The 25,516-nt window shown below is 68.4% G+C and carries 25 protein-coding genes and 1 tRNA gene; 15 read left to right on the top strand and 11 right to left on the bottom strand.

Annotated features, from left to right (window positions below; all coding sequences use genetic code 11):
• Positions 1–71 precede the first annotated feature (71 nt).
• Complete coding sequence (xseA, locus tag FZ938_RS09475) at positions 72–1,691, top strand: exodeoxyribonuclease VII large subunit (protein WP_149198264.1); 1,620 nt, start codon at positions 72–74, stop codon at positions 1,689–1,691.
• 46 nt (positions 1,692–1,737) lie between these two features.
• On the opposite strand, the gene pyrC is transcribed toward xseA, so the two are convergent.
• Both pyrC and FZ938_RS09465 read right to left on the bottom strand, forming a co-directional pair.
• Positions 1,738–2,793 carry a dihydroorotase gene (pyrC, locus tag FZ938_RS09470; RefSeq protein WP_149198263.1) on the bottom strand — a complete coding sequence of 352 codons (1,056 nt, stop codon included), beginning with the start codon at positions 2,791–2,793 and terminating at the stop codon, positions 1,738–1,740.
• Between the two features lie 180 nt (positions 2,794–2,973).
• The gene (locus FZ938_RS09465) at positions 2,974–3,549 is read right to left on the bottom strand and encodes a hypothetical protein (protein WP_149198262.1); all 576 of its coding nucleotides are present in this window, start codon (positions 3,547–3,549) and stop codon (positions 2,974–2,976) included.
• 205 nt (positions 3,550–3,754) lie between these two features.
• Here FZ938_RS09465 and hisS point away from each other — a divergent pair, with 205 nt between their 5' ends.
• Both hisS and FZ938_RS09455 read left to right on the top strand, forming a co-directional pair.
• Complete coding sequence (hisS, locus tag FZ938_RS09460) at positions 3,755–5,104, top strand: histidine--tRNA ligase (protein WP_149198261.1); 1,350 nt, start codon at positions 3,755–3,757, stop codon at positions 5,102–5,104.
• A 111-nt stretch (positions 5,105–5,215) separates the two neighbouring features.
• Complete coding sequence (locus tag FZ938_RS09455; protein ID WP_246457795.1) at positions 5,216–8,245, top strand: transglycosylase domain-containing protein; 3,030 nt, start codon at positions 5,216–5,218, stop codon at positions 8,243–8,245.
• Between the two features lie 30 nt (positions 8,246–8,275).
• Here the strand turns inward: FZ938_RS09455 and FZ938_RS09450 are convergent, their stop codons facing one another.
• The 3 genes from FZ938_RS09450 to FZ938_RS09440 form a co-directional block, all read right to left on the bottom strand.
• Positions 8,276–8,683 carry a hypothetical protein gene (locus FZ938_RS09450; RefSeq protein ID WP_149198259.1) on the bottom strand — a complete coding sequence of 136 codons (408 nt, stop codon included), beginning with the start codon at positions 8,681–8,683 and terminating at the stop codon, positions 8,276–8,278.
• An 11-nt stretch (positions 8,684–8,694) separates the two neighbouring features.
• Positions 8,695–9,945 carry an MFS transporter gene (locus tag FZ938_RS09445; RefSeq protein ID WP_149198258.1) on the bottom strand — a complete coding sequence of 417 codons (1,251 nt, stop codon included), beginning with the start codon at positions 9,943–9,945 and terminating at the stop codon, positions 8,695–8,697.
• 108 nt (positions 9,946–10,053) lie between these two features.
• Positions 10,054–10,992, bottom strand: a complete 939-nt coding sequence (locus FZ938_RS09440; RefSeq protein WP_246457792.1) for a LysR family transcriptional regulator — start codon at positions 10,990–10,992, stop codon at positions 10,054–10,056.
• A gap of 119 nt (positions 10,993–11,111) precedes the next feature.
• Between FZ938_RS09440 and FZ938_RS09435 the strand changes: the two genes are divergently transcribed.
• Positions 11,112–11,576 carry an NUDIX hydrolase gene (locus tag FZ938_RS09435; RefSeq protein WP_149198257.1) on the top strand — a complete coding sequence of 155 codons (465 nt, stop codon included), beginning with the start codon at positions 11,112–11,114 and terminating at the stop codon, positions 11,574–11,576.
• On the opposite strand, the gene FZ938_RS09430 is transcribed toward FZ938_RS09435, so the two are convergent.
• The 5 genes from FZ938_RS09430 to FZ938_RS09410 all read right to left on the bottom strand — a co-directional run bounded on the left by FZ938_RS09430 (position 11,533) and on the right by FZ938_RS09410 (position 16,885).
• The gene (locus FZ938_RS09430) at positions 11,533–12,411 is read right to left on the bottom strand and encodes an EAL domain-containing protein (RefSeq protein ID WP_149198256.1); all 879 of its coding nucleotides are present in this window, start codon (positions 12,409–12,411) and stop codon (positions 11,533–11,535) included. The two genes, FZ938_RS09435 and FZ938_RS09430, sit on opposite strands and share 44 nt — an antisense overlap.
• A gap of 188 nt (positions 12,412–12,599) precedes the next feature.
• Entirely contained in the window at positions 12,600–14,270 is a 1,671-nt protein-coding gene (locus FZ938_RS09425) for a Na/Pi cotransporter family protein (RefSeq protein WP_149198255.1), read from the bottom strand.
• A 150-nt stretch (positions 14,271–14,420) separates the two neighbouring features.
• Complete coding sequence (gene ychF, locus FZ938_RS09420; protein WP_149198254.1) at positions 14,421–15,521, bottom strand: redox-regulated ATPase YchF; 1,101 nt, start codon at positions 15,519–15,521, stop codon at positions 14,421–14,423.
• A 103-nt stretch (positions 15,522–15,624) separates the two neighbouring features.
• On the bottom strand, positions 15,625–16,197 hold the full coding sequence (pth, locus tag FZ938_RS09415) for an aminoacyl-tRNA hydrolase (RefSeq protein ID WP_149198253.1): 573 nt from the start codon (positions 16,195–16,197) through the stop codon (positions 15,625–15,627).
• A gap of 91 nt (positions 16,198–16,288) precedes the next feature.
• Positions 16,289–16,885: a 50S ribosomal protein L25/general stress protein Ctc gene (locus FZ938_RS09410; RefSeq protein ID WP_149198252.1), complete on the bottom strand. Its 597-nt coding sequence runs from the start codon at positions 16,883–16,885 to the stop codon at positions 16,289–16,291.
• 268 nt (positions 16,886–17,153) lie between these two features.
• On the opposite strand from FZ938_RS09410, the gene FZ938_RS09405 reads away from it, so the two are divergent.
• The 4 genes from FZ938_RS09405 (at position 17,154) to FZ938_RS09390 (ending at position 19,096) form a co-directional block, all read left to right on the top strand.
• The gene (locus tag FZ938_RS09405) at positions 17,154–17,546 is read left to right on the top strand and encodes an NADH:ubiquinone oxidoreductase subunit NDUFA12 (protein WP_085089864.1); all 393 of its coding nucleotides are present in this window, start codon (positions 17,154–17,156) and stop codon (positions 17,544–17,546) included.
• Between the two features lie 91 nt (positions 17,547–17,637).
• Entirely contained in the window at positions 17,638–18,174 is a 537-nt protein-coding gene (gene mlaD, locus FZ938_RS09400) for an outer membrane lipid asymmetry maintenance protein MlaD (protein WP_149198251.1), read from the top strand.
• A 103-nt stretch (positions 18,175–18,277) separates the two neighbouring features.
• On the top strand, positions 18,278–18,544 hold the full coding sequence (locus tag FZ938_RS09395) for a hypothetical protein (protein ID WP_246457789.1): 267 nt from the start codon (positions 18,278–18,280) through the stop codon (positions 18,542–18,544).
• Positions 18,545–18,709: 165 nt separating this feature from the next.
• Complete coding sequence (locus FZ938_RS09390; RefSeq protein ID WP_149198250.1) at positions 18,710–19,096, top strand: DUF2155 domain-containing protein; 387 nt, start codon at positions 18,710–18,712, stop codon at positions 19,094–19,096.
• Between the two features lie 69 nt (positions 19,097–19,165).
• Here FZ938_RS09390 and FZ938_RS09385 read toward each other — a convergent pair whose 3' ends face one another.
• On the bottom strand, positions 19,166–19,828 hold the full coding sequence (locus FZ938_RS09385) for an alpha/beta hydrolase (protein ID WP_109073919.1): 663 nt from the start codon (positions 19,826–19,828) through the stop codon (positions 19,166–19,168).
• Positions 19,829–20,175: 347 nt separating this feature from the next.
• Between FZ938_RS09385 and epsC the strand changes: the two genes are divergently transcribed.
• The 7 genes from epsC (at position 20,176) to FZ938_RS09350 (ending at position 25,461) form a co-directional block, all read left to right on the top strand.
• Positions 20,176–20,961, top strand: coding sequence for a serine O-acetyltransferase EpsC (gene epsC / locus FZ938_RS09380; RefSeq protein ID WP_149198249.1), 786 nt, complete (start codon positions 20,176–20,178; stop codon positions 20,959–20,961).
• A complete protein-coding gene (locus FZ938_RS09375) occupies positions 20,958–21,443 on the top strand; it encodes an Rrf2 family transcriptional regulator (RefSeq protein ID WP_085089868.1) in 486 nt (161 codons plus the stop codon). The genes epsC and FZ938_RS09375 overlap by 4 nt, the downstream gene beginning before the upstream one ends.
• A 45-nt stretch (positions 21,444–21,488) precedes the next feature.
• Positions 21,489–22,628, top strand: coding sequence for a cysteine desulfurase family protein (locus tag FZ938_RS09370; RefSeq protein ID WP_149198248.1), 1,140 nt, complete (start codon positions 21,489–21,491; stop codon positions 22,626–22,628).
• Between the two features lie 200 nt (positions 22,629–22,828).
• The gene (locus FZ938_RS09365) at positions 22,829–23,518 is read left to right on the top strand and encodes a molecular chaperone DnaJ (protein WP_149198247.1); all 690 of its coding nucleotides are present in this window, start codon (positions 22,829–22,831) and stop codon (positions 23,516–23,518) included.
• 63 nt (positions 23,519–23,581) lie between these two features.
• Complete coding sequence (locus FZ938_RS09360) at positions 23,582–23,911, top strand: ferredoxin family 2Fe-2S iron-sulfur cluster binding protein (RefSeq protein ID WP_149198246.1); 330 nt, start codon at positions 23,582–23,584, stop codon at positions 23,909–23,911.
• 142 nt (positions 23,912–24,053) lie between these two features.
• Positions 24,054–25,217, top strand: coding sequence for a tRNA 2-thiouridine(34) synthase MnmA (gene mnmA, locus FZ938_RS09355; protein WP_149198245.1), 1,164 nt, complete (start codon positions 24,054–24,056; stop codon positions 25,215–25,217).
• A 169-nt stretch (positions 25,218–25,386) separates the two neighbouring features.
• Positions 25,387–25,461 (top strand) — tRNA-Met (locus FZ938_RS09350).
• Positions 25,462–25,516: the final 55 nt, after the last annotated feature.

Below are 25,516 nucleotides of genomic sequence, written 5' to 3'. Positions count from 1 at the left end.
AGTGGCGCTCCTTCCGCCTTGTTGCGATCTGCGCGCCTTGTATCATGGCGGCGCCCCAACTCAAGAGCGCCATGACGTCCGAAAACGCACCCCTCATCGCCCCCGAACCGCGCCCCGGCTCCAACCTTCCGGAATTCACCGTCGGCGACCTCGCCCGCCGGCTGAAGCGCAGCATCGAGGAGGAATTCGGCTTCGTCCGCGTCCGCGGCGAGATCAGCCAGCCGAAGAAGCACAGCTCCGGCCACTGCTACATGCGCCTCAAGGACGACACCGCCGTGATCGAGGCGGTGTGCTGGCGCGGCACCATGGCGAAGCTGGCGGTCAGGCCGGAGGAAGGGCTGGAGGTCATCGTCACCGGGCGGATGACGACCTACCCCGGCCGTTCGCAGTACCAGCTGATCGTCGAGTCGATGGAACTGGCCGGCGAAGGCGCGCTTCTGAAAATGCTGGAGGAACGCAAGCGCCGGCTTGCGGCGGAGGGGCTGTTCGACCCCGCCCGCAAGAAGCGCATCCCCTTCCTGCCGGACGTGATCGGTGTGATCACCTCCCCCACCGGCGCGGTGATCCGCGACATCCTGCACCGGCTGAACGACCGTTTCCCCCGCCATGTCCTGCTGTGGCCGGTCGCCGTCCAGGGCGAACGCGCGGCGGTCGAGGTGACGGCGGCCATCGAGGGCTTCAACCGCATCCAGCCGGGGGGGCGTATCCCGCGCCCGGACCTGATCATCGTGGCGCGCGGCGGCGGCTCGCTGGAAGACCTGATGGCCTTCAACGAGGAGAATGTCGTCCGCGCCGCGGCGGCCAGCGCGATCCCGCTGATCTCCGCCGTCGGGCACGAGACCGATACCACGCTGATCGACTTCGCGTCCGACCTGCGCGCGCCCACCCCGACCGCCGCCGCCGAGATGGCGGTGCCGGTGCGTGGCGAACTGCTGGCCCAGATCCTGGACGACGAGCGCCGCCTGCTCGCGAGCGCCTCGCGCGCGGTGGAAGATCGCCGCAACCGGGTGGAGGGGCTGGCCCGTGGCCTGGGTGATCCCCGCGCCCTGCTGGAAGGCCATGCCCAGCGCCTGGACGACCGGGCGGAACGCCTGAACCTTGCCGCCTCGACGCTGTTGGAACGCCGCCGCACCCGCGTCGGCGAGCTGGCGGCCAAGCTGCGCCACCCGCGGGAGAAACTGGCCCAGGCGGAACAGAAATTGGCGTCGGAAAGCCGCGCGCTCGACTCGGCCCTGCGCCATGCGGTGACCACAGCCGGCGGACGCTTCGACCGCATCGCCGGCCGGCTGTCGCTGACCCCGGCGCGGGTGAAGTTGGCGGACGGCGAACGCCGGATCGCCGACCTGACGCCGCGCCTCGACCGCAGCTATGCCAAGGGGGTCGCCGACAAGGCGGCGAAGCTGGCGTCGCTCGGCCAACTGCTGGAAAGTTACAGCTACAAGGGAGTGCTGGCGCGCGGATTCGCCCTGGTGGAAGACCGCGACGGCCGCCCGGTGACCCGCGCCGATCAGGCGACGCCGGGGCTGGCCGTCAACATCGTCTTCGCCGACGACACCAAAGTTGCAGCAACCATCGACGGCGGCGCCCCGAAAGCGGAGGCAAAGCCCGAGACGCCGGCGGAGGCCAAGCCGGAGAAGAAGGCGGCACCGCGCAAGCCGCGGGTGGTGCCGGTGCAGGGAACACTTTTCTGAGGTCGGAAGTCGCGCCCGCGTCGGACGGGCGCGGCTTCCGAAGCGGTCACACCGCGCCCGCGTAGCTCCAGCGCAGGGTTTCGCCGCTGCGGAAGGGCAGGACGGCGTCGCCCTCGCTGACCAGGATCAGGTCGGGGGCGACCGATGGGCGGCGTTCCAGCGCCACGCGCTCCTCGCTGACCGGCAGGTTGTAGAAACGCGGGCCGTTCAGGCTGGCGAAGGCCTCCAGCCTGTCGAGCGCACCGGCCTCGTCGAACGCCTCGGCATAGAGTTCCAGAGCGTTGGCTGCGGTGAAGCAGCCGGCGCAACCGCAGGCGGCTTCCTTGGCGGTCACCGTGTGCGGGGCCGTGTCGGTGCCCAGGAAGAAAGGCCCCTCGCCGGAGATCGCCGCCTCGACCAGCGCCACCCGGTGCGTCTCGCGCTTGGCGATCGGCAGGCAGTAGAGATGCGGACGGATGCCGCCCTGGAAGATGTGGCTGCGGTTGATCAGCAGATGGTGCGCGGTGATGGTGGCGCCGATCCGGCCGCTGGCGGCATGGGCGCGGACGAACTGCACGGCGTCGGCCGTGGTCACATGCTCCAGCACCACGCGCAGGGTCTTATGACGCTCCATCAGCGGGGCCAGGATGGTGTCGATGAACACCGCCTCGCGGTCGAAGATGTCGACGGACTGGTCGGTCACCTCGCCATGGATCAGCAGCGGCATGCCGATCTCCGCCATGCGCTCCAGCACCGGGGCGATGCGGGCGATGTCGGTGACGCCATGGGCGCTGTTGGTGGTGGCGTTGGCGGGATAGAGCTTGGCGGCGGCGAACACACCGTCCTTGAAGCCCTGGGCCAGATCGTCGGCGTCGGCGCCGTCGGTCAGATAGGCGGTCATCAGCGGGGTGAAATCCACGCCGTCCGGCAGGGCCGCCAGGATGCGCTCGCGATAGGCCACGGCATCGGCGGCCGTCGCCACCGGCGGCTTCAGGTTCGGCATGACGATGGCGCGGCCGAACTGGCGGGCGGTGAAGGGCAGAACCGCCTTCAGCATGGCGCCGTCGCGCAGATGGACATGCCAGTCGTCGGGGCGGCGGATGACAAGGCGGTCGTTGGGCATGGATCGGGTCCCGGCGCTGATGTCGAGGGGCGGTGAGCTTGGACGACGTTCTATCGCCATCGCCGCGGCATCTCAACAGAGGCGGGCCCCGGACCGGAAACATGGACCGGAAACACAAGACAAAACCGGCAGCCCCCCGCCGGCCGGCGTTGGCGGGGGGCTGGCCGTCTGTCCGGGACTTTACTGGATGGTGGTCGAGGTCTTCACCCCCAGGATGTTGTCGATCTTCGCGGCCTGCTCGGCGGTCACCGGCTTGCCGCCGATGGTGGCGAGCTGCTGCCGCGCCTCAGCCACCGCCTTGTCGCGGGCAGCGCTGTCCTTCAGCGCATGGGCGGCCAGCATCTGCTCGTGATACTTGCCGAGCTGGACGGTCAGCTGGTCGGTCGGCTTGGCGCCCAGTTCCTTGGCGACGGCATCGGCCTGGGTCTTGGTCACCTCGGCCTTCGGGGTGGCCGCGACCTGTTCATGCTTGGTCTTGCCGGCATCGGCCTTGGTGGCATCGACCTTCGGAGCCTCGTGCTTGGTGGCTTCGGTCTTGGTGGCCTCGGTCTTGGTGACGGCCTTCTGGTCGGTCTTCTGCTCGACCTTCGGAGCCGTAGTGGAGTCGGTCGTCGCGGCGGGGGCAGACGCGGCCGGCGTGGCCGGAACGACCGTTGCGGCACCCGCGCTCAGCACGGGGGCTGCCGCCATCATGGCAGCAAACGCAAAGGTCGAAACGGACGAGCGGATACGCGACCAGAAGACGGTGCCGGACATTTGGTTTCTCCATTTCGGTGAGCGATCCTCGTTGCGGGATCGTGCTTAGATGAACGCCGCCCCGCTGCCATTCATTCCACGCCCTTCCAAAAAATTTTCGCCCCGACCGAAAAATTTATCCCGGCCTTTTTGGGCGCAGGTGACGGGACCGGCGAAAGGGGCTAGAAAACGCACGCTTTTCCTATCCAAGCGCGGACCCTCTCCGATGAGCCTGATCACGCCCCGCACCCCGCCCGGAACGATGGAGCTGCTGCCGCGCCAGCAGGTGGCCTTCCAGCGCATGCTGGACACCATCCGCCGCGGTTACGAGCGGTTCGGCTTCGTCCCCGTCGAAACCCCGGTGTTCGAGACGGTGGACACGCTGCTGACCAAGTCGGGCGGCGAGACGGAGAAGCAGGTCTATTTCGTCCAGTCGACCGGCGCCATCCAGCAGGGCAACAAGCCGGAGCTGGCCCTGCGCTTCGACCTGACCGTGCCGCTCGCCCGCTATGTGGCGGAGCATGAGCGCGACCTCGCCTTCCCCTTCCGCCGCTATCAGATCCAGCGGGTCTATCGCGGCGAGCGGGCGCAGCGCGGGCGCTTCCGCGAATTCTACCAGTGCGACATCGACGTGATCGGCAAGGACAGCCTGTCCGCCCATTACGACGCCGAGATCCCGGCGGTGATCCACCATGTCTTCACCGAGCTGAACTTCGGCGGCTTCACCATCAACGTGAACAACCGCAAGGTCCTGCTGGGCCTGCTCGACGGCCTTGGCGTCGCCGACGCCGACACCCGCGTGCTGGTGCTGCGCGAGATCGACAAGCTGGACAAGATCGGCCGCGACAAGGTGCGCGACAGCCTGCTGGGCCTGGGCGTCACCGAGCATGCCGCCGACACCATCCTGTCGCTGATCGACATGAAGGGCACCAACGCCGAGACGCTGGCAGCGCTGGGCGCGCTGGACATCGAGAACGCCATCTTCCGCGAAGGCGTCGGCGAGCTGACCACCGTCATCGAGGGGCTGAAGGCCTTTCAGGTGCCGGAGGGGACGGTGCGCATCAACCTCGCCATCGCGCGGGGCCTCGATTACTACACCGGCACCGTCTACGAGACCTTCCTGAACGACCATCCCGGCATCGGCTCGGTCTGCTCCGGCGGGCGTTACGAGAATCTCGCCAGCCACTACACCAAGTCGAAACTGCCGGGCGTCGGCATCTCCATCGGCGCCACCCGCCTGTTCTACCAGCTGATGGAAGCCGGCCTCATCAAGGACGCCGCCCCCACCGCCCAGGTGCTGGTGACCCAGATGGACCCCGCCCTGTCAACCGACTATTTCCGCATGGCCAGCGAGCTGCGCGCCGCCGGCATCAACACGGAAATCCAGCTGGACGGCGGCAAGATCGCCAAGCAGATGAAATACGCCGACCGCGCCGGCATCCCCATCGTCCTGCTGATGGGCTCCGACGAGAAGGCGCGCGGCACCGCAACCCTGAAGCATCTGGTCAAGGGCGAGCAGGTCGAGGTCCCGCTGGCGGAACTGGCGGCGCGGGCGAAGGCGCTGCTGGAGGGGTGAGAGGCACCACCTTAAACCCCCCGTTAACCATAATTCGCCTATCGTTCCGACCTACACCGACCGTGTGGGTCGGGCGGCAGGGGGTTCGCTTCCGATATGGCCAAGGGGTGGATGCAGGTTGGGCGTTGGGCCCGGCGGGCGGCGATCGGCGTGACGCTGGCGACCACCATGGCCGCCGCCGGCTATGCCGGCTGGCGGGAGATGGAGACCTCGCGCCTCCAGGCCCGGCTGCTGTCCGGCGTCGCCCAGTCGATGACCGTATCCTTGCGCGAAGGCCCCAACCCGCAGGCACGCTATCCCAAGCATGGGCCGTACAACGAGCGGCTCGGCTACACCGCCCTGCCCGACCAACTCGACGCGCTGACCCATGACGTCTATGCGGTCGAGCAGCAGGCGGTGCTGTCGCCGGCGCTCGACCGCTTCATGGCCGGCGGCGGCTTTCCGATCTATCGCGAGAAGACGCAGGCCGGGCTGACCCTGCTCGACCGCAACGGCGCCGTCATGTATTCGGCGCGCTATCCCGAACGGGTGTTCGACGGCTTCGACGATGTGCCGAAGCTGGTCGCCGACACGCTGCTGTTCATCGAGAATCGCGAGCTGCTGGACGCCGACCAGCCGCGCCGCAATCCGGCGGTGGAATGGGACCGCTTCGGCGCCGCGGTGGCGATGCTGCCCTTGCAGATGGTCCGGCCGGGCCAGCGTTCCCCCGGCGGCTCGACGCTCGCCACCCAGATCGAGAAATACCGCCACTCTCCCGACGGCCAGACCACCGGCAGCGTGGAAAAGCTGCGCCAGATGGCGTCGGCCAGCGTCCGCGCCTATAGCGACGGCGAGGACACCACGCTGGCCCGCCGCCGCATCCTGGTCGACTACCTGAACTCCACCCCGCTGACGGCAAGGGTCGGCTTCGGCGAGGTGAACGGGTTGGGCGACGGGCTGTGGGCCTGGTTCGGCACCGACCTGTCGATCGCCAAGCGCGTGCTGGCCGAACCGGCACCGGACCTTCGCACCCTGAAGCTGAAGGCGCTGGCCTACAAGCAGGTGCTGGCCCTGCTGCTGGCCCAGCGGCGGCCCTCCTATTACCTGATCCAGGACCGTGCCGCGCTCGACCGGCTGGCCGACGCCCATCTGCGGGCGCTGGCGCAGGCCGGGGTGATCGATCCGGCGTTGCGCGACGCCGCCATCGCCACGCCGCTGGCCTTCCGCGAGGAGGCGCCGACCGCCCCCGCCACCTCCTTCGTCGAGCAGAAGGCGACCAACGCCATCCGCGCCCGGCTGCTGGGCATGCTCGGCGTTTCCAACCTCTATGCGCTCGACCGGCTCGACCTCACCGCGCAATCCACCCTGGATGCCGAGACGCAGGCGCGCGTGGTGGAGGTGCTGGGCAAGCTGAACGAGCCCGACTTTGCCCGCTCGCTTGGGTTGACCGGCGAACGGCTGCTCGACGCCCGCAACAACGACCTGTCCAAGCTGGTCTACTCGATCACGCTGTACGAGCGGGGTCCGGAGGCCAATTACCTGCGCGTCCAGGCCGACAACCTCGACCAGCCGCTGGACATCAACGACGGGGCGAAGCTCGATCTCGGCTCCACCGCCAAGCTGCGCACGCTGACGACCTATCTGGAGATCATCGCCGAACTGCACAGCCGCTACGCCCACCTGCCGAAGGACCTGCTGGCGGATGTCGAGGACGAGGCGTCGGACAATCTGACCCGTTGGGCCACCTCCTGGCTGGCCTCGGCCCCAGACCGCCGGCTGCCGGCCATGCTGGACGCGGCGATGGAGCGGCGCTATTCCGCCGGCCCCGGCGAGGTGTTCTTCACCGGCGGCGGCCAGCACAGCTTCGTGAACTTCAACAAGGACGACAACGGCCGCATCCTGACCGTGCAGGAGGCGTTGCGGAACAGCGTCAACCTGCCCTTCATCCGGCTGATGCGCGACGTCGTCCAGTTCTATATGGACGAGGGGGCCGACGACGGCGCCGACATCCTGCGCTCGCCCGACCACCCGGCCCGGCAGGCCTATCTTGCCCGCTTCGCCGACCGCGAGGGATCGGACTTCCTCAACCGTTTCTACAACGATTACCGCAAGCGCACGCCGGACGAGGCGCTGGCCCGGCTGGCGACCCGTTCGCGCCCGGTGCCGCACCGGCTGGCGGTGATCTTCCGCAGCGTGAGGCCCAAGGCCGGTCTGGCTGAATTCTCGGCCTTCCTGCGCGCCCGGCTGCCGAAGATGGCGTTGTCCGACGGGCAGCTTTCGGCGCTCTACACCAAATACGGGCCGGATCGCTTCCCGCTGAACGACCTCGGCTATCTCGCCCGTGTCCATCCGCTGGAGCTGTGGCTCGTCGCCTACCTCCAGCAGCATCCCGGCGCCACGCGGGCCGAGGTGCTGGCGGCCAGCGCCGACGAACGCCAGGAAAGCTATCGCTGGCTGTTCAAGAAGGGCATGGCCGCCCAGAACACCCGCATCCGCATCGGGCTGGAGGAGGAGGCGTTCCAGCGCATCACCGCCCAGTGGCGCAGCGTCGGCTACCCGTTCGAAACGCTGGTGCCGTCGCTGGCGACCGCCATCGGCAGCTCGGCCGACCGCCCGGCGGCGCTGGCGGAGCTGATGGGGCTGATCCTGAACGACGGGGTGCGCCAGCCGACGGTGAAGATCCGCTCGCTGCATTTCGCCGCCGGCACGCCCTACGAGGCGAAGCTGGGGCTGGGGCCGCTGAAGGGCGAGCGCGTGCTGCGGCCGGAGGTGTGCGCCACCCTGCGCCGCGCCCTGATGGACGTGGCGCAGAACGGCACCGCCAAGCGGGTCTGGGGCTCCTTCAAGGACCCGGCCGGCATGCCGATCCCGATGGGTGGCAAGACCGGCACCGGCGACCATCGGCTGGACCGCTGGGGGCCGGGCGGCGTGCTGATCGAATCGAAGGCGGTCAACCGCACGGCGACCTTCGTCTTCTACATCGGCGATCGCTTCTTCGGGACGATGACCGCCTTCGTCCATGGGCCGGAGGCCGACAACTACCGCTTCACCAGCGCCCTGCCCGCCCAGCTTCTGAAAAGCCTCGCCCCGGCGCTGCAGCCGCTGATCGACCAGGGCGCCACCCGCACCGCCGATACGCGCGCGATGCCGACCGGCCTGTAAGGCGGACAGACCGGCCTATTGCAGCCGGGCCTATTGCAGCCTGGTGGCGGCGATCTTGGCGGCGTCGACCGGGGTGGCGGTGCAGCCGCCCAGCGTCGGGCCGACCGGAAGCTCGCCGAAGGCGGCCAGTGCACCTTCCGCCTTCAGCCGGCCGACAAAACCGGGCTCCACCCCGCGGGCGACCCAGGCGAACCCGAGCCAAGTGGACCGAACCGGTTCGCCGCCCGCCCGCACCATCGCCGTCATCGCCTCGGCATCGCTGGTGCCGGGGGAGAAGACCGCCAGCATCATGCCGTCGGTCGCATCCGGCAGCGCGGCGCGCTGCAGCGACAGCCCCATCAGCCCGGCCCAGACCAGCAGGATGCCGCCCAGCAGCGCCGCGGCAAGTCCGTGGCCGATGGGAAGTCCGGATGAGGATTGGGCGGGGCTGTCGCTCATGGTGGTCTACCTTACGCCTTCGCCTCGGCCGCCGCCAGCGACGGGGCCGGCTTCTCGGCGATCGGCCAGTGGATGATGGTCGCGAACATGGCCAGCGCCACGCCCAGCCACCAGACGACGTCGTAGGATCCCGTGCGCTCGTACAGCACGCCGCCGAGCCAGACGCCCAGGAAACCGCCGACCTGATGGCTGAAGAAGGCGAAGCCGTAGAGCGTGCCCATGTAGCGGGTGCCGAACATCAGCGCGACGAGTCCGGAGGTCGGCGGCACGGTGGACAGCCACAGCAGGCCCATCACCGCGGCATAGGCGATGACGGTGACCGGCGAGATCGGCAGCAGGATGAAGATCGCCGTGGCGATGCCGCGCGAGAAATAGTTGCCGCACAGCAGATAGCGCTTGCTGACCTTGCCTGCCAGCACGCCGGAGGCATAGGAACCGATGACGTTGAACAGGCCGATCAGCGCCAGCGCCCAGGCGGCCAGCGACGGGCTGATGCCGGCCTCGGTCAGATAAGGCGGCAGATGGGTGGTGATGAAAGCCAGTTGAAAGCCGCAGACGAAGAAGCCCGAGACCAGCAGCACATAGCTGCGGTGCTGGAACGCCTGCCGCACGGCGGCGATATAGCCGATATTGGCGCCGGTCACCGCCGGGGCGCCGCTCGCCGTCATGCCCTTCGGGCCGGGGAAGACGCCGGCCAGCAGCGGCACCGCGATCATCGACGCCGCCAGCAGCAGCAGGGCGGTCTGCCAGCCAAAGCCGGCGATGAAGGCCTGGCCCATCGGCGCAAACAGGAACTGGCCCATCGACCCGGCCGCGGTGGCGATGCCGACCGACCAGCTGCGCTGTTCCGGCGGCAGCAGCCGGGTGAAGCCGGCGATGATGATGCCGAAGGACGCGCCGGACAGGCCGAGCCCGATCAGCACGCCCGCGGTCAGGTACAGCTCCACGCTGGTGGTGGCGTAGGGCATCAGCGCCAGACCGGCCGCATAGAGGATGCCACCGCCGGCCAGGACCGGGGCCGGGCCGTAGCGGTCGGTCAGCGCCCCGGCGAAGGGGCCGCCGGCGCCCCACAGGATGTTCTGGATCGCCATTGCCAGCGCGAAGACGTCGCGGCCCCAGCCGCGGGTTTCCGAAAGCGGGCCGATGAACAGGCCCATGCTGGACCGTGGTCCGAAGGCCAGCATCGAGATCAGGCAGCCGCAAACGACGACGAGTGCGGGCGTCCTCCAGGAGGGCGCCGGTGCGGGGGTGGCGGTGGTCAAGGCGTCCTCCCGGAAGGGGCCGGCATTGCGCGCCGGTGTTGTGGAACTGCTATGGCCCGACGATAGGCGGGTGCCAACAGTTCGGCAAATTCATAATCGGCAACCGGGTCATTCCGCGGCGGAATGCAGGATGGGAGGTTGCCCGGTCCGGCGGTCGGGCCGATGCCACGCCGACAATTCATGCCGCAGCGATTGCTCCAGCCGGTCGAACACCGGGGCGATGCGGCCGGTCGTCCGCGCCTGAATCAGCCAGATCGTCACCGCCATCCGGAAATCGGGCAGGTCGAGCGGCCGAACGGCGACCGCACCGGGTATCGGCGCGATCAGCCCCATCGGCGCCAGCCCGAAACCGACGCCGCGCGCCACCAGCGACACCAGCAGGCTCTGGTCATAGGCCTCCACCGTCACGTTCGGCTGCAGGCCGAGCGGCGCAAGCGCCTGATGGAGGGCCTCGCGGTACCGGCAGCCGTTCGGCTGCAACACCCAGCCGCGCCGGTTCATGGCCGCCAGATCGGCGGAACCGTCGCCGGGAGAGGCGATGATGCTGACCGGTTCGGTCCCGATCCGGCGGACCGGCAAATCGTCGGGCGGCGCCTGATCGTCGCACATCAGGACCAGCGCGCCGTCCAGGCTGCCGGCGCGGACCTGCTCGATCAGCGGGTTGCTCCAGTCCGCATGCAACCGCAGGGTCAGACCGGGGAAACCGGCCCGCAGCTCGTCCAGAGGCCGGCCGGCGGCCAGCGCGGTCAGCACATGCGCCGTGCCCAGCCGCAGCAGCCCGCGCGGTTCAGCCGACCCGGCGAACGCATCGGCGAAGTCGCTGGTCGCCGCCAGGATGCGCCTTGCATGGGCCAACGCCAGTTCGCCGTCGCGGGTCAGGGCCAGCGGCTTGGTCTGCCGGTCGAACAGCACGACACCCAGTTCCGCCTCCAACCGCTGGATCAGCCGCGACACGGCCGACTGCGTCAGCCCCAGCCGGTTGCCGGCCTCCTGCACAGACTGCGCATCGGCCACGGCGATGAAGGTACGGATCTCGTTGAGCTTCATGGGGCAGCCACAAGGTCGGGTGGGGTGCGCCGACAGGACGCGGCGATGCGTCTTCACGTCTGGCATCCCAGTGTCGGACCGCGCTACCCTCCGGTCAAGCCATCGATAGGGAGCCCTTCATGTCCGCCACCCCGCCCGACCGTTCCAGCCGCGAATATCCCAACCGCCCCTGGGTCGGTGTCGGGGCCGTCGTCTGGCGCGGGGACAAGGTGCTGCTGATCCGGCGGGGCAAGGCGCCGCGGATGGGGCAGTGGAGCCTGCCGGGAGGGGCGCAGTCGGTCGGCGAAACAGTGTTCGAGACCGCGGTGCGCGAGGTGCGCGAGGAGACCGGGTTGGAGGTGGTGCCGACCGGGATCGTCACCGTGGTCGACGCGATCACCCCCGATGCCGAGGGGCGCGTCCATTACCACTATACGCTGGTGGAGGTGGCGGCGGAGAGTGCCGAGGGCGACCCGCTCTGCGCCGACGATGCCCTGGAGGCCTGCTGGGCCACCGCCGAGGAGGCGGGCGAACTGACGGAATGGGACGAGACCCGGCGGGTCATCCTGATGTCTGCGGCCCAGCGGCGGAACCCGACCCCATAGGCCGCAGGGTACCGATGACGCTCCGTTCGGCCAGGAACTCGCTCACCCCGTCGGCGCTCAGCGGGCGCGACAGCCAATAGCCCTGCAGAACGTCGCAGCGGTAGGCCTGCAGATAGAGCCGCTGTTCCGGCGTTTCCACCCCTTCCGCCACCACGCCCAAATCCAGCGCGTGGGCCAGCGCCACCACAGCCTGGACGATGGCGGCGGCATCGCGGTCCTCCACCATCGCCTGGACGAACTGCTTGTCGATCTTCAGCGCTTCCACCGGTACCCGGCGCAGGGTGGCCAGCGACGACCAGCCGGTGCCGAAATCGTCCAGAACCAGTCGGATTCCGGCGCCGCGCAGTTGCAGCAAGGCCTCGCGGGCGTCCGCGCCTTGGCTGAACATGCTGGTTTCGGTCAGTTCCAGCTTCAGGTTGGCGGCCGGTAGGCCGGTCTCCGCCAGGATCGCCAGCACCTTCAGCACCAGCCCCGGATCGTCGAGCTGCCGCGCCGACAGGTTCACCGACACCGGAATGTCGGGATAGCCGGCACGCAGCCAGCCGGCGGCCACCCTGCAGGCGGTCCGCAGGGTCCATTCGCCCAGCAAGTGGATCGCCTCCCCCTGCTCCGCCATCGGCACGAAGACGTCGGGCGGCAGCATGGTGCCGTCGGACAGGCGCCAGCGCGACAGCGCCTCGAAGCCGGTCAGGCGGTTGGTGACGACGTCCGCCTGCGGCTGAAAGACCAGGGAAAGCTCCTGCCGGTCGATGGCGTCGCGCACCCGCTCGGCGAATCCCGCGCCGGATGCCCCCTGTGCATTGGGTCCGTTCGACGTCGCGTGCGTGTTCGCCACCGTCCGCTCCCTCTCGACAACCGTTCCTTGGCACTCACTGCCATAACAACCACAGGAACGATTTGTTAACCATGTCGCGAAAGAGCTTGACGAATTTTATATGGTTACGAAAGTGTTAACGTTGCTGGATCGGTGACAAGAAAAGGTCGAAGCGGAAGCCGCGCCATACCCCCATCGGGAGCAGACGGTCACGCCCGTGCTGCCCCTCGTTTGAGACGGCTGGGCAGAAGCTCCCCCGATTGATCGAGCACCGGATAGGCGGCGGCAACCAGATGGGCATTGATCCGGCGCAGGTCGCGCAGGATGTCCAGATGAAGGGCGCTGGTCTCGACACTTTCCTTGCGGCCGGCGCGCAGACGGGCGAAATGCGCCTCGGTGGCGCTGGTTTCCAGATCGCGGATCACCTCCTTTTCATGGATCAGCGCGCGGGCGGACCGGACGTCGCCCGACACGAAGACGGCGGCGGCCAGACGCTGGGTCTCGCTCAGCCGTTCCAGCATGCCGGCGATCTCGGCCGCCCCCTCGGTGGAGAAACGCAGCCTGCGCCGGATTTTCTTGGAGGCCGCTTCCATCAGGTTGCGGTCGACGATGTCGCCGACATGCTCCAGGTTGATGGTGAAGGTCAGCACATCCGACACCCGGCGGGCATCGCGTTCGTCCAGATCCTCGACATTGATCTGGGTGAGGTAGCGCTTGATGGCGTCGTGCAGCCGGTCCAGCACGTCGTCCATCCGCCGGATCTCCTGCACCCGCTTGCGGTCGTCGGTCTGGATCACGTCCAGCGCGCCGCGCAGCATGCTGTCCACCGTGTCGGCCATGCGCAACGCCTCGCGCGACGCGTTGGCGACGGCGAGATGGGGGACGCGGAGCGCGCTGCGGTCGAGATAGAGCGGCATCGCCGGATCGGCGACCGCAACCCGTTCCGGAAACATCCGGGTCAGCAGCCGCGCGAACCAGGGAAGCGGCCCGATGAACAGTCCAGCCATCGCCAGATTGAAGGCGAGGTGGAAATTGGCGGCCAGCCGCGTGGCATCCGGTGACACCGCCTGCAAGCCGGCGGTGATCGGCCCCAGCAGCGGCACGACGATGACGCAGCCGACGAGCCGGTTGATGAGATTGCCCACCGGCAGCCGCCTTGCCGCCGGATTGCGGCCGTCGCCGCCGGGCCCTTCAATCACCGGATTGACGGCGCTGCCAAGATTGGCGCCGGCGACCATGGCGACCGCGGCCTCCGGCCCGATCACCCCGCCGCCGGCCAGTGAAGCGATCAGGAGGATGGCGGCGACACTGGAATGGGCGGCCCAGGACAGCAGTGCCGCCAGCATTACCGCCACCACCGGATCGGCGGTCAGCATCGCCAGCATCCGCCGCAGCATCGGTGCGTTCTCGGCCGGGGCGATGGTCGCCAGCAGCAGATGCAGCGACAGCAGCATCAGGCCCAGCCCGATGGCGACCCGGCCCAGGTCGCGGCTGCGCGTCCGCGCACCGCGGCGGAAGGCGATGAAGCCACCCAGCAGCAGGACCGGCGCCACATGGGCGACATCGAAGGCGAGAATCTGGACAATCAGGGTGGAGCCGACATTGGCCCCCAGCATCACCGCCAGCGCCGGCATCAGCGACACCAGCCCGGTGGCGGTGAAGCCGGTCGCCATCAGGCCGGTGGCGGTGCTGCTCTGCAGCAGCATGGTGATGCCCATGCCGGACAGGAAGGCGGTCCAGCGGTTGCGCAGCCCTGCCCCCAGGATGCGGCGCAGGTCGCCGCCAAGCGCGCGGGTCAGCCCGCTTTGCACCATGTGCAGCCCCCACAGGAGCAGCACGACATTCCCGGCCAGTTCCAGCAGCACCCGCGTCGCCTGCATCGCACCCCCTCTGTCAGATCGGGGATGCGATCAAGCGGCACCCCTAACTGAAGTGTGGGGCGCGCCGATTGTTACGACAATATGACGGTTGGGTGACGGCGGAGGTGGAAAGGGGGCGATGATGCCACCGCTCCCTCAATCCCCGCTTACTCAGACGTTGAAGCGGAAGTGGAAGATGTCGCCGTCCTGGACGACGTATTCCTTGCCTTCCTGGCGCATCTTGCCGGCGTCCTTCGCCCCCTGCTCGCCACCCAGCGTGACGAAGCTGTTGTAGTCGATGGTCTCGGCGCGGATGAAGCCGCGCTCGAAGTCGGTGTGGATGACGCCGGCGGCCTCCGGAGCCTTGGCGTTGCGGCGCACGGTCCAGGCGCGCGTCTCCTTCGGGCCGACGGTGAAGAAGGTGATCAGGTCCAGCAGCTTGAAGCCGGCGCGGATCAGCTTGTTCAGGCCGGTTTCCTCCAGCCCCATCGACTCAAGGAATTCGGCCTTCTCGGCCGGGTCGGTGAGCTGCGCGACCTCGGATTCGATGGCCGCGGAGATGACGACGACCTCGGCATTCTCGGCCTTGGCCTTTTCGGCGACCTTGGCGGAGAAGGCATTGCCGGTGGCGGCCGACGCCTCTTCGACATTGCAGACGTAGAGCACCGGCTTGTCGGTCAGCAGCATGAACTGCTTGAACACCGGCCGCTCATCGTCCGACACATCGACCACGCGGGCGGGCTTGCCGTCCTGAAGCACCTTCAGGGCGCGCTCCATCAGGTCGGCCTTGATCTTGCTGTCCTTGTCGCCGCCCTTGGCCTTCTTCTGCAGGCTGGTCAGCTGGCGTTCCAGGCTTTCCATGTCGGCGAGCATCAGCTCGGTCTCGACCACCTCGGCGTCGCGCAACGGATCGACGCTGCCCTCGACATGGGTGATGTCGTCGTCTTCGAAGCAGCGCAGCACATGGACGATGGCGTCCACCTCGCGGATGTTGGCGAGGAACTGGTTGCCCAGCCCTTCACCCTTCGACGCGCCACGGATCAGGCCGGCGATGTCCACGAACTCCAACTGGGTCGGGACGACCTTCTGCGACTTGGCGATCTCCGCCAGCTTGTCCTGCCGCGGGTCGGGCACGCTGACGCGGCCGACGTTCGGCTCCTTGGTGCAGAAGGGAAAATTCGCCGCCTCGGCCGCCTGGGTGGCGGTCAGCGCGTTGAAAAGGGTCGACTTGCCGACGTTCGGCAGGCCGACGATGCCGCAATTGAAGCCCATGGGTGGGTGCTCGCCGTCGGAAATTCTGGAATTGAGGCGCTTTATCCTACGAAGGGGGGCAAAGCGCAAACGCGAAGTGGGGGAAGAACTGGCAGGCCGCGGCTTATCGCGCCTGCGTCGCCACCGTCACCTTGTTCATAAACATCTCCGGTTGGCCTTCCACCATCAGGGGGAGGTTGTCGGAAACGGCATCCAGCAGCGGGTCGATCCAGGTCTGGTCGGCCTTGGCGAAGTCGTGCAGGACATAGCCGCTGACCAGATCCTTGTTGCCGGGATGGCCGATGCCGAGGCGGATTCGCCAGTATTCCTTGCCGATATGCGCGTCGATGGAGCGCAGGCCGTTGTGCCCGCCATGGCCGCCGCCCTTCTTCACCCGGATCTTGCCGGGGGGCAGGTCAAGCTCGTCATGGATGACGACGACGTTCTCGGGCTTCAGTTTGTAGAATTGCAGGGCCGCCACCACCGACTGGCCGGACAGGTTCATGAAGGTGGCGGGCTCCAGCGCCAGCACCTTGTCGCCGGCAACGGTGCCCTCGGCGGTCTGGCCCTGGAAACGCTTCTTCCACGGGGTGAAGCGATGGCGTCGGGCGATGGTCTCCGCCGCCATGAAGCCGATGTTGTGGCGGTTGCGGGCATACTCGTTGCCGGGGTTGCCCAGTCCGACCAGAAGCAGCATGTCCCTCACCCTTTGGAAAACACTCTCCACAAACGAAGCGGGGGGCCGAAGCCCCCCACCGTAACCATCTTCGAAGGTCGAACGCTCCCGATCAGGCAGCGGCGCCCTCTTCCGACTTCAGGCCCGACGGCGCAACGATGGTCGCGATGGTGAAATCGCGGTCGGTGATCGTCGAGGAAACACCCTCCGGCAGCTTGACCGAGGAGATGTGGATCGAGTCACCAACATCGAAGCCTTCGCACGAGATGGTGATGTGCTCGGGGATGTTGTCGGCCGGGCAGCTCAGCTCCAGCTCGTGACGGACGATGTTCAGGACGCCGCCGCGCTTCAGGCCGGCCGACTTGTCCTGATCGGCGAACTCGACCGGAACCTGCACGTTGATGCGGGTGTCGGAGGAGACGCGCAGGAAGTCGACATGCAGCGGGACGTCGGTCACCGGGTGGAACTGCACGTCGCGCGGCAGGACGCGATGGGCCGTGCCGTCGACGGTCACGTCGAACAGGTGGGTGAAGAAGCCCGGCTGATGCAGGACGCGGGTGAACTCGAACTTCTCGAGCGAAATGGTGACAGGAGCCTGCTTACCACCGTAGATGACGGCCGGGATACGGCCGTCACGGCGGGTCTGGCGGGCGGTCCCCTTGCCGGCCCGTTCGCGCGTCTCAGCGCCGAGCGGAATGATCTTGGTCATGACGATGCTCCAAAACGAAAGGGCGCCGGCCTCCAGGGGTGCCGGCGCATGCGCGGGGTGCATACGGCAATCGGCTGGGCGCGTCAAGGGAAACGGGGCGTTCCCGCAGAGCGACCGCCGCCGGGGAGCTTCCGCTCTCCAACGAGCCGAAAGCCGGCAAATTGGGCCTCACCAACGGTGGACGCGCGGCACTTGCGGTGTCATAGTGCGGCCCGCATTCGACCAGCCCCGTGTCCGCGGGGCCAGACTCCGGAATTCGTGAGCGACGATGAGCGAGCCGATCTCCCTGTTCACCAAACTGGCGAACATCCACATCCGTTACGTCACGTGGCGTCGGGGCGCCAAGGTCGGCAGCGACCGCTTCGGCAACGTCTATTACCGCACCAAGGACACCCAGCCCGGCACGCGCGAGCGCCGCTGGGTCCTTTATGCCGGTGAGCCCGACGCCTCCAAGATCCCGCCGGAATGGCACGGGTGGCTGCACCACACCACCAAGGAGCCGCTGCCCGAGGGGTCGAGCGCCTTCCACAAGCCGTGGCAGAAGGAACATCTGCCCAACATGTCGGGCTCGGTCCAGGCCTACCGTCCGCCCGGCCATGTGCTGGCTGGCGGACAGCGCGTGCCGGCCACCGGCGATTACGAGCCCTGGACGCCGAGCTGATCCCTGCCGGGACTGACCATCACGTCGGAACGGAATGCCCGGCCCCTTTCGGGCCGGGTTTCGATTCGGGAACTCGCAGCAGGATAGCTCTATGCGCCGGAATGTGATCGAAACCGTGCTGGGCGGCGTCGTGCTCGCCGTGGCCGCCGTGTTCCTTGCCTTCGCCTACAAAAGCGCCGACCTGCGCAAGGTGCAGGGCTATGACGTCACCGCCAACTTCAACAGCATCACCGGCCTGCAGAGCGGCGCCGACGTGCGCATCAGCGGCGTGAAGGTCGGCACGGTCACCGGGCTGACGCTCGACCCCACCACTTATCAGGCGGTCGTCCATCTGTCGGTCGACAACTCGGTGAAGCTGCCCAAGGACACCGCGGCGGTCATCGCGTCGGAGAGCCTGCTGGGTGGCAAGTTCCTGTCGCTGGAGCCCGGCGGTGATCCCGACATGATCAAGGCGAACGGCAAGATCGAGTTCACGCAGAGCACTCCGGGCCTGGAGCAGTTGCTGGGGCAGGTCATCTTCTCGCTGCAGAGCATGAGCAAGTCGGGTGACCAGGCCAACGGCCAGTCCACCGGCGGCCAGCAGGGTCAGGCTCCCGGCCAGGCGCCGGCCCAGCCGCCGAAGCTGTAATCACTCGAACCCTGGGCGTGGCCGGAACCGACGGCCACGCTCAAGCGTTCCTCCTGCAATCCGGATGGCGATGCTCCCGGAATGCGAGGCAGGAGGAAATGCGATGCGTCTGTCCCATTTGGCCGTGCTCGGCCTTGCCCTGGCGATCGCCGCCTGCGGCGCCGACATGGAAGAGAAATCGGCCACCGGCGGGCTTGGCGGCGCCGCGGCCGGCGCGGTGGTCGGCGGACCGGTGGGTGCCGTGGTCGGGGCCGCCGCGGGTGCTGGCGCCGGTGCGGCGACCCAGAAGATCGAAGACCGCGAAGAGGCCCAGAGCGGGTCCGGCGCCACCTACAGCGCCCCCGCCTCGCGCAGCACCGTCACGCGCTGAAGCACCCGATCCGCACAACATACCCTGCACAACACACCCCAGAGCCCCCCGCCACTGGACGCTGACCCCGCTTCCGGGATAGAAGGCGGAGCGCCCCGGCAGAGGTCTCCTGATTGATCGGATGCTGCCGTGGGATGCCGTCCGCAATTACGGAAGCGATCCGACGTGACGAGACTTCTTCGACTTCTCCCGCTGGCGGCCGCCCTGCTGGCAACCGCGTCCGTCCAGGCCGCACCGGTCCCGAGCCAGATGATCGAGCGGCCGGCGGCCAAACTGCAATGGCTCGACAAGGTGACCGCCCGCACCTCCACCTTCACCATCAAGGTCGGAGAGACCAAGGCGATGAGCAGCCTGCGCATCACGCTGCGCGCCTGCCGCGAGAACCCGCCGATCGAAACGCCGGAATCCGCCGCTTTCCTGGAAGTGACGGAAATCAAGCCCGGCGAGCAGGCGGAACCGGTCTTCAGCGGCTGGATGTTCGCCTCCAGCCCCGCCCTGTCGGCGATGGAGAACCCGATCTACGACGTGTGGGTTCTGGGCTGCGAGCAATAATAGACACGGCGCCAGTCCCATCCAACCGCCCACGCTCTCGGGGGGACGGTTAGATGGGACTGGGATTACTTACTCCGCCACTGCCGCGATGGGATTGCCCAGCGCCTTGTCCAGATAGTCGTCCACCTGGATCGCCAGATCGTCGGTGCGGTTGACGAAGAAGTGGCTGGCGCCGGGGACGACGCGGTGGTCGATGCGGATGTCCTTCTGGTGCGACAGCTTGGTCACCAGCTTGGTCACCGCGGCCTGGGGCACCACCTCGTCCTTGTCGCCATGGATGATCAGGCCCGAGGACGGGCACGGCGCCAGGAAGGAGAAGTCGAACAGGTTGGCCGGCGGCGAGACCGAGACGAAGCCGTCGATCTCCGGACGGCGCATCAGAAGCTGCATGCCGATCCAGGCGCCGAAGGACACGCCGCCGATCCAGCAGAGCGGCGCATTGGGGTTGTAGGTCTGCAGCCAGTCGAGCGCCGCCGCCGCGTCGGCCAGTTCGCCCTCCCCCTTGTCGTAGGTGCCCTGGCTGCGCCCGACGCCGCGGAAGTTGAAGCGGAGCGCCGAATAGCCGCGCTTGGTGAAGGACTGGAACAGGGTGAAGACCACCTTGTTGTTCATCGTCCCATTGTGCTGCGGGTGCGGGTGCAACAGCAGCGCAACCGGGGCGTTCGGCTGCTTGCCGTGGGTGTAACGGCCTTCCAGGCGACCGGCGGGACCGTTGAAGAGCACTTCAGGCATGGGAACGACGTTCCTGACGCGGACAAAGGGTTGTTGGGACCACCGCGACGACCGACCGGATTTTCATCCGGCAAACCGCCCCGGCACACAGGCCGTCGGGCCCGTCACGGATTTTCCCGTCTTGGAGTGGGGTTTTCCGCACACAATTCTTGACCGTTTTGCTTGGTCATCATATATGCGTCGTAACGTCCTCCGGGACAACCCGCCTGACCCGCCCGATCGGCCCCAGCGCCTGCTGGACCGATCGATAAGTCCGGGTCCCTGCCGGCCGGAACCCGAATGGGTCCGAACCGGAAAGGTCCTGAACCGCGAGGGTCCGACAGGCCGAAGCCAGGCGCGGGCGGCCGATGAGAGCGGCGGACTATACCACGGCGGGTGATGGCGTGTTCAAGCATCTTCGCGAAGAGATCGATGGGATCATGGCGCGGGACCCCGCCGCCCGGTCCCGGCTGGAGGTGGCGCTCTGCTACCCCGGCTTGCATGCCATCGTGCTCCACCGCATCGCCCGGCGCGCCCGCGACGCCGGCTGGCACACGACCGCCCGGCTGATCTCCCAGATCGCCCGCTCCCTGACCGGCATCGAAATCCATCCGGGCGCCACCATCGGCCGGCGCTTCTTCATCGACCATGGCATGGGCGTGGTGATCGGCGAAACGGCGGAAATCGGCGACGACGTCATGCTCTATCATGGGGTGACGCTGGGCGGCACCTCCCTCAATCCCGGCAAGCGCCATCCGACGCTGGGCGACGGCGTGATCGTCGGCGCCGGCGCCAAGATCCTGGGCGCCATCACCATCGGCCGCGGCGCGCGCATCGGCGCCAATGCGGTGGTGGTGGCCGACGTGCCCGCCGACACCGCGGTGGTCGGCATCCCGGCCAAGCCGGTCATGCCGCGCGACCGCGCGGAAACCGGGAAATTCATGCCCTACGGCACCCCCTGCGGCGAGATCCCCGACCCGGTCGCCCGCGCGCTGACCGGCCTGCTCGATCAGGTGACGGCGCTGCAGGCCCGTGTCGGCGAGCTGGAAGCGGACCGCCCGTCCGCCGCCCTCCCCCGTTCAACACCCACACCGCTAGAGACGGTGGCGTCCCACAATAGCGGGATGCACGAAGCACAAGGAGAATCGCGATGAGACTCAGCACCAAGGGACGCTATGCCGTGATGGCGATGGTCGATCTGGCCGCCACCAGCCAAGGCAGCCCGGTCGCGCTGGCGGACATCGCGGAGCGCCAGGAAATCTCGCTGTCCTATCTGGAACAGCTGTTCGCCAAGCTGCGCAAGGGCGGGCTGGTCAAGAGCGTGCGCGGCCCCGGCGGCGGCTATCTGCTGGCCCATCCGGCCGACGCCACCCGCGTGTCCGACATCATCCTGGCGGTGGACGAGCCGATCCGCACCACCCGTTGCGCCAACGGCACGCCGCAGGGCTGCCGCACCAACCGCTCGCGCTGCCTGACCCATGACCTGTGGGAAGAACTGGGCAACCAGATCCATATGTATCTCAGCTCGGTCACCGTCGCCGACGTGGTGGAGCGGCGGATCATCGGCACCAGCGGCCTGAACCTGCTGCGTCCGGCTCCGGCCGCCGACAGCACCGCGGTCGCCGCCGCAGAGTGACGCCGCCGGACGAGATTTGCCTTCGCAGCTGAGCGTGCCTGAAAAGTGACCGCCCCGTTCGTTTCCCCCTTCCGGCGGACCGGTGTCTATCTCGACCATAACGCCACCGCTCCGCTGAAGCCGGAGGTCAAGGCGGCGATGGGTCAGGCGATGGATCTGGTCGGCAACCCATCCTCCGTTCACGCCTTCGGCCGCAGCGCCCGCCGTGCGGTGGAGGAGGCGCGCGCCGCCGTCGCGGCACTGGCGGGCGTGAAGCCGGCACAGGTGCTGTTCACCGGCAGCGGGACGGAGGCGAACAACTTCGCCCTGCGCGGCTTCCCCGGCCGCCGGCTGCTGACCTCCGCCATCGAGCATGAGTCGGTGCTGGCCGCTTGGCCCCATGCGGAACGCTTCGGCGTGACCCGCGACGGCGTCGCCGATCTGGATAAGCTGGAGCGCCGGCTCGCCGCTGCGGACGGTCCGGCTCTGGTCTCGCTGATGCTGGTCAACAACGAGACCGGGGTGATCCAGCCGGTGGCCGAGGCCGCCCGCATCGCCCATGCCCATGGCGCGCTGGTCCATTGCGACGCGGTGCAGGCCGCCGGGCGGCTGCCGCTGTCGCTGCCCGACCTCGGTGTCGACCTGATGACGCTGTCGGCCCACAAGCTGGGCGGCCCGACCGGCGTCGGCGCGCTGGTCCTGGCCGAAGGGCTGGAGCCCGACGCGCTGATCCGCGGCGGCGGACAGGAACGGCGGAAGAGGGCCGGCACCGAGAACCTGCTGGGCATCGTCGGCTTCGGCGCCGCCGCAAGGCTGGCGCGGGAGGGGTTGGCGGAGGCCGTCGACCTCGCGGCCCTGCGCGACCGGCTGGAGCGCGAGGCGCTGGCCGCCGTGCCGCGCGCCCAGGTGATGGGGGCCGGTGCGGCGAGGGTCGCCAACACCAGCTGCCTGATGCTGCCCGGCCTGCCCGGCGAGACCCAGGTGATGACGCTGGACCTCGCCGGGGTGGCGGTCAGCGCCGGATCGGCCTGTTCCAGCGGCAAGGTGAAGCCGTCCCATGTGTTGGCGGCGATGGGCGAGGACGACCGGTCCGCCGCCAGCGCCATCCGTGTCAGCCTGGGCTGGACCAGCGACGACGAGGCGGTCGACCGCTTCCTGACGGCCTGGACCGCGATGGCGCGGCGAAGCGCGTCTGCGGATGGCTGAGTTCCGCTGTCGCCCGCCTGCCGCCCGCCATGCCCGCGCGACCATCTGTCCCCCGCCCGGAAAGTCCGCATTCGCGCATTGCGCCGGCTGCGGCTTATGGGTATGACCCCGCGGAAGGCCCGCCGGCTTGCAGTGGCGGCCTGATGTCGGGGTATCGATCCTATCGGCCGATCCTTTCGGCGTTTTGACGGACTGTGCGCATGACCCGTTCCAAATCCGGCCCGCCCGGCAACAGCAGCGGCGGAATTTCCGGCGCCATCGCCGGCGATCTGGAGCCGTGCGGCACCTGCGGCCGTTCGGTGGCGCCGCGCGCCCTGTTCTGCCACGCCTGCGGTGCGGCCCAGCCGCCGCGACCGCTCGACCCCTTCACCCGGCTGGGGCTGGAACGCCGCTTCGACATCGATCTGGAGCAGTTGACGAAGCAGCATGCCGGCTTCACCCGCGCCATGGATCCGGATCGCTTCGCCGCCCGCGGCCCACGCCAGCAGGCCAACGCCAAGGCCCAGGTCGAGGCTCTGCGCGAAGCCTATGACGTGCTGCGCGATCCAATCCGCCGCGCCCATGCACTGCTGACCCTGCTGGGCGGCACGCCGGCCGTCGACGACGCGGACGGCAATGGGGATGAAGAGATCGCCGACCTCGCCACCCGGCTGTCCCGCGCCGAGGACGCGCTGGAGTTGGACCGCATCGGGGCGGACCTCAGCCAGCGGGTCGAGGCCTGCATCAAGTATCTCACCCCCGCCTTCCGCAAGGCGCAGACGGCCTCCGGCCCGGAAAGCCCGCCGGCCTCCGACGGTGCCGCCCGCATCCTGGCCCGGCTGGAACGGCTGGAGGCGCTGGCCGCCGACGTCCGCGACCGCCGCGCCGCCCTGACACCGCCGCGGCCCTGATCCGCTTTTCCCTTACAATCGCCTCTTACAACCGCTAGGCAACCTTAAAGGAACGAGGACCCCATGCCCAAGATGACCTTCATCGAGCCCGATGGCACCCGCCGCGAGGTGGACGCCCCGCTCGGCCTGTCCGTGCTGGAGATCGCGCACAAGAACAGCCTGGACCTGGAAGGCGCTTGCGAGGGCTCGCTGGCCTGCTCCACCTGCCATGTCGTGATCGAGCCGGAATGGTTCGACGTCCTGCCCGACGCGCAGGAGGACGAGGAGGACATGCTGGACCTCGCCTTCGGCCTGACCAAGACCTCGCGCCTGGGCTGCCAGATCATCATGACCGAAGAGTTGGACGGTCTGGTCGTCCGCCTGCCGGGCGGCAGCAACAACGCGATGAAGTGACGGTCCAGGGGAACCCTGTTCCGGCCGCCGGGGTCCGCGTCGCGCGACGCGATGCCCGGCGGCCCTCTTTTCCTGCTGTTCCCCTGTCCCTGCCCTGCTTTCCTACCTTTTCCGGGCGCCTGCCCGCCTTATATAGGGCGCCATGAACTCCCTCGGTCTTTCCAAGCGCCCCCAGGACACCCGCGTCGTCGTCGCGATGTCCGGCGGGGTGGATTCCTCCGTCACCGCAGCCGTTCTGCGGGAGGAGGGCTATGACGTCGTCGGCATCACGCTGCAGCTTTACGACCACGGCCTCGCCCTGCAGAAGCCGGGCGCCTGCTGCGCCGGACAGGACATCTACGACGCCCGTCAGGTCGCCGACCGCATCGGCATCCCGCATTACGTCCTGGATTACGAGGGCCGCTTCAGCCAGGACGTGATGGACGATTTCGCCGACAGCTATCTGCGCGGCGAGACGCCGATCCCCTGCGTGCGCTGCAACCAGCGCGTCAAGTTCCGCGACCTGCTGAACACCGCCCGCGACCTGGGCGCCGACGCGCTCGCCACCGGCCATTACGTCCGCCGCATCGCCGGCCCGCAGGGTGCCGAGTTGCACCGCGCCGTCGATCCGGCCAAGGACCAGAGCTATTTCCTGTTCGCCACCACGCGCGAACAGTTGGAGTTCCTGCGCTTCCCGCTCGGCGGCCTGACCAAGCCGGAGACCCGCGTGCTGGCCGAGCGCCACGGGCTGGAGGTGGCGGCCAAGCCCGACAGCCAGGACATCTGCTTCGTCCCCAACGGCAATTATGCCGAGGTGGTGGCGAAGCTGCGCCCCGGCTCCGTCGAGCCCGGCGACATCGTCCATGTCGACGGCCGGGTGCTGGGCCGCCACAAGGGCGTCGTCCACTACACGGTCGGCCAGCGCAAGGGGCTGGGCATCGGCGGCATCCGCGGCCAGGAGGAGGAGGCGCTCTACGTCGTCCGCTTGGAGCCCGCCCGCCGCCGCGTCGTCGTCGGCCCGCGCCGCGACCTCGCCCGCTCGCTGGTGATGGTGCGCGACGTGAACTGGCTGGGTCCCGACTTGGCCGAGGGTGCCGGCATCGAGGTGTCGGTGAAGCTGCGCTCCGCCCAACCGGCCGCCCCCGCCCTGTGGCGTGCCGGCCCCGACGGCACCGCGCGGGTCGAGTTGCTGGAGCCCCAGCACGGTATCGCTCCCGGTCAGGCCTGCGTCGTCTATCAGGGCGACCGCGTGCTGGGCGGCGGCTGGATTTCCGGCACGGCCGGGGGTGTCGCCGAGGCCATGGAGGCGGGTGAAACGGTGGCCTGAATCAGGGGGTTAGGCAGCTTTCCGCTGACCGGCCGAAAAAAATCGCACCCCTGGAAAATTCCGCGTTGACAGGCCAAGTCGCCCTATCCTATATAGCGGCTCCCGGCGGCAACGACGGGACACGATGGTAGCCAACGGCGGCGGAAACGCCAACAAAGGCGCTCACGATGGCAGCGTAGCTCAGTGGTAGAGCAGGGGAATCATAATCCCTTGGTCGGGGGTTCAAATCCCTCCGCTGCTACCATCACAGGAAGCCCCCTGATTTCCGGAAGGAAGTCAGGGGGTTTTTCTTTGCACAC

It is taken from the genome of Azospirillum oryzae, from assembly GCF_008364795.1.
In the GTDB taxonomy this organism is placed as follows: domain Bacteria; phylum Pseudomonadota; class Alphaproteobacteria; order Azospirillales; family Azospirillaceae; genus Azospirillum; species Azospirillum oryzae.
This window is presented reverse-complemented; position numbering and strand designations above follow the sequence as displayed.

Coding starts and splice junctions, on each gene's coding strand:
- FZ938_RS09440 (WP_246457792.1), bottom strand. CDS start 10,992: ATGAAGCTCAACGAGATCCGTACCTTCATCGCCGTGGCCGATGCGCAG.
- xseA (WP_149198264.1), top strand. CDS start 72: ATGACGTCCGAAAACGCACCCCTCATCGCCCCCGAACCGCGCCCCGGC.
- FZ938_RS09435 (WP_149198257.1), top strand. CDS start 11,112: ATGTCCGCCACCCCGCCCGACCGTTCCAGCCGCGAATATCCCAACCGC.
- FZ938_RS09465 (WP_149198262.1), bottom strand. CDS start 3,549: ATGTCCGGCACCGTCTTCTGGTCGCGTATCCGCTCGTCCGTTTCGACC.
- FZ938_RS09395 (WP_246457789.1), top strand. CDS start 18,278: ATGCGTCTGTCCCATTTGGCCGTGCTCGGCCTTGCCCTGGCGATCGCC.
- pyrC (WP_149198263.1), bottom strand. CDS start 2,793: ATGCCCAACGACCGCCTTGTCATCCGCCGCCCCGACGACTGGCATGTC.
- pth (WP_149198253.1), bottom strand. CDS start 16,197: ATGCTGCTTCTGGTCGGACTGGGCAACCCCGGCAACGAGTATGCCCGC.
- hisS (WP_149198261.1), top strand. CDS start 3,755: ATGAGCCTGATCACGCCCCGCACCCCGCCCGGAACGATGGAGCTGCTG.
- FZ938_RS09455 (WP_246457795.1), top strand. CDS start 5,216: ATGCAGGTTGGGCGTTGGGCCCGGCGGGCGGCGATCGGCGTGACGCTG.
- FZ938_RS09375 (WP_085089868.1), top strand. CDS start 20,958: ATGAGACTCAGCACCAAGGGACGCTATGCCGTGATGGCGATGGTCGAT.
- mlaD (WP_149198251.1), top strand. CDS start 17,638: ATGCGCCGGAATGTGATCGAAACCGTGCTGGGCGGCGTCGTGCTCGCC.
- FZ938_RS09385 (WP_109073919.1), bottom strand. CDS start 19,828: ATGCCTGAAGTGCTCTTCAACGGTCCCGCCGGTCGCCTGGAAGGCCGT.
- FZ938_RS09425 (WP_149198255.1), bottom strand. CDS start 14,270: ATGCAGGCGACGCGGGTGCTGCTGGAACTGGCCGGGAATGTCGTGCTG.
- mnmA (WP_149198245.1), top strand. CDS start 24,054: ATGAACTCCCTCGGTCTTTCCAAGCGCCCCCAGGACACCCGCGTCGTC.
- epsC (WP_149198249.1), top strand. CDS start 20,176: ATGAGAGCGGCGGACTATACCACGGCGGGTGATGGCGTGTTCAAGCAT.
- FZ938_RS09450 (WP_149198259.1), bottom strand. CDS start 8,683: ATGAGCGACAGCCCCGCCCAATCCTCATCCGGACTTCCCATCGGCCAC.
- ychF (WP_149198254.1), bottom strand. CDS start 15,521: ATGGGCTTCAATTGCGGCATCGTCGGCCTGCCGAACGTCGGCAAGTCG.
- FZ938_RS09405 (WP_085089864.1), top strand. CDS start 17,154: ATGAGCGAGCCGATCTCCCTGTTCACCAAACTGGCGAACATCCACATC.
- FZ938_RS09365 (WP_149198247.1), top strand. CDS start 22,829: ATGACCCGTTCCAAATCCGGCCCGCCCGGCAACAGCAGCGGCGGAATT.
- FZ938_RS09410 (WP_149198252.1), bottom strand. CDS start 16,885: ATGACCAAGATCATTCCGCTCGGCGCTGAGACGCGCGAACGGGCCGGC.
- FZ938_RS09360 (WP_149198246.1), top strand. CDS start 23,582: ATGCCCAAGATGACCTTCATCGAGCCCGATGGCACCCGCCGCGAGGTG.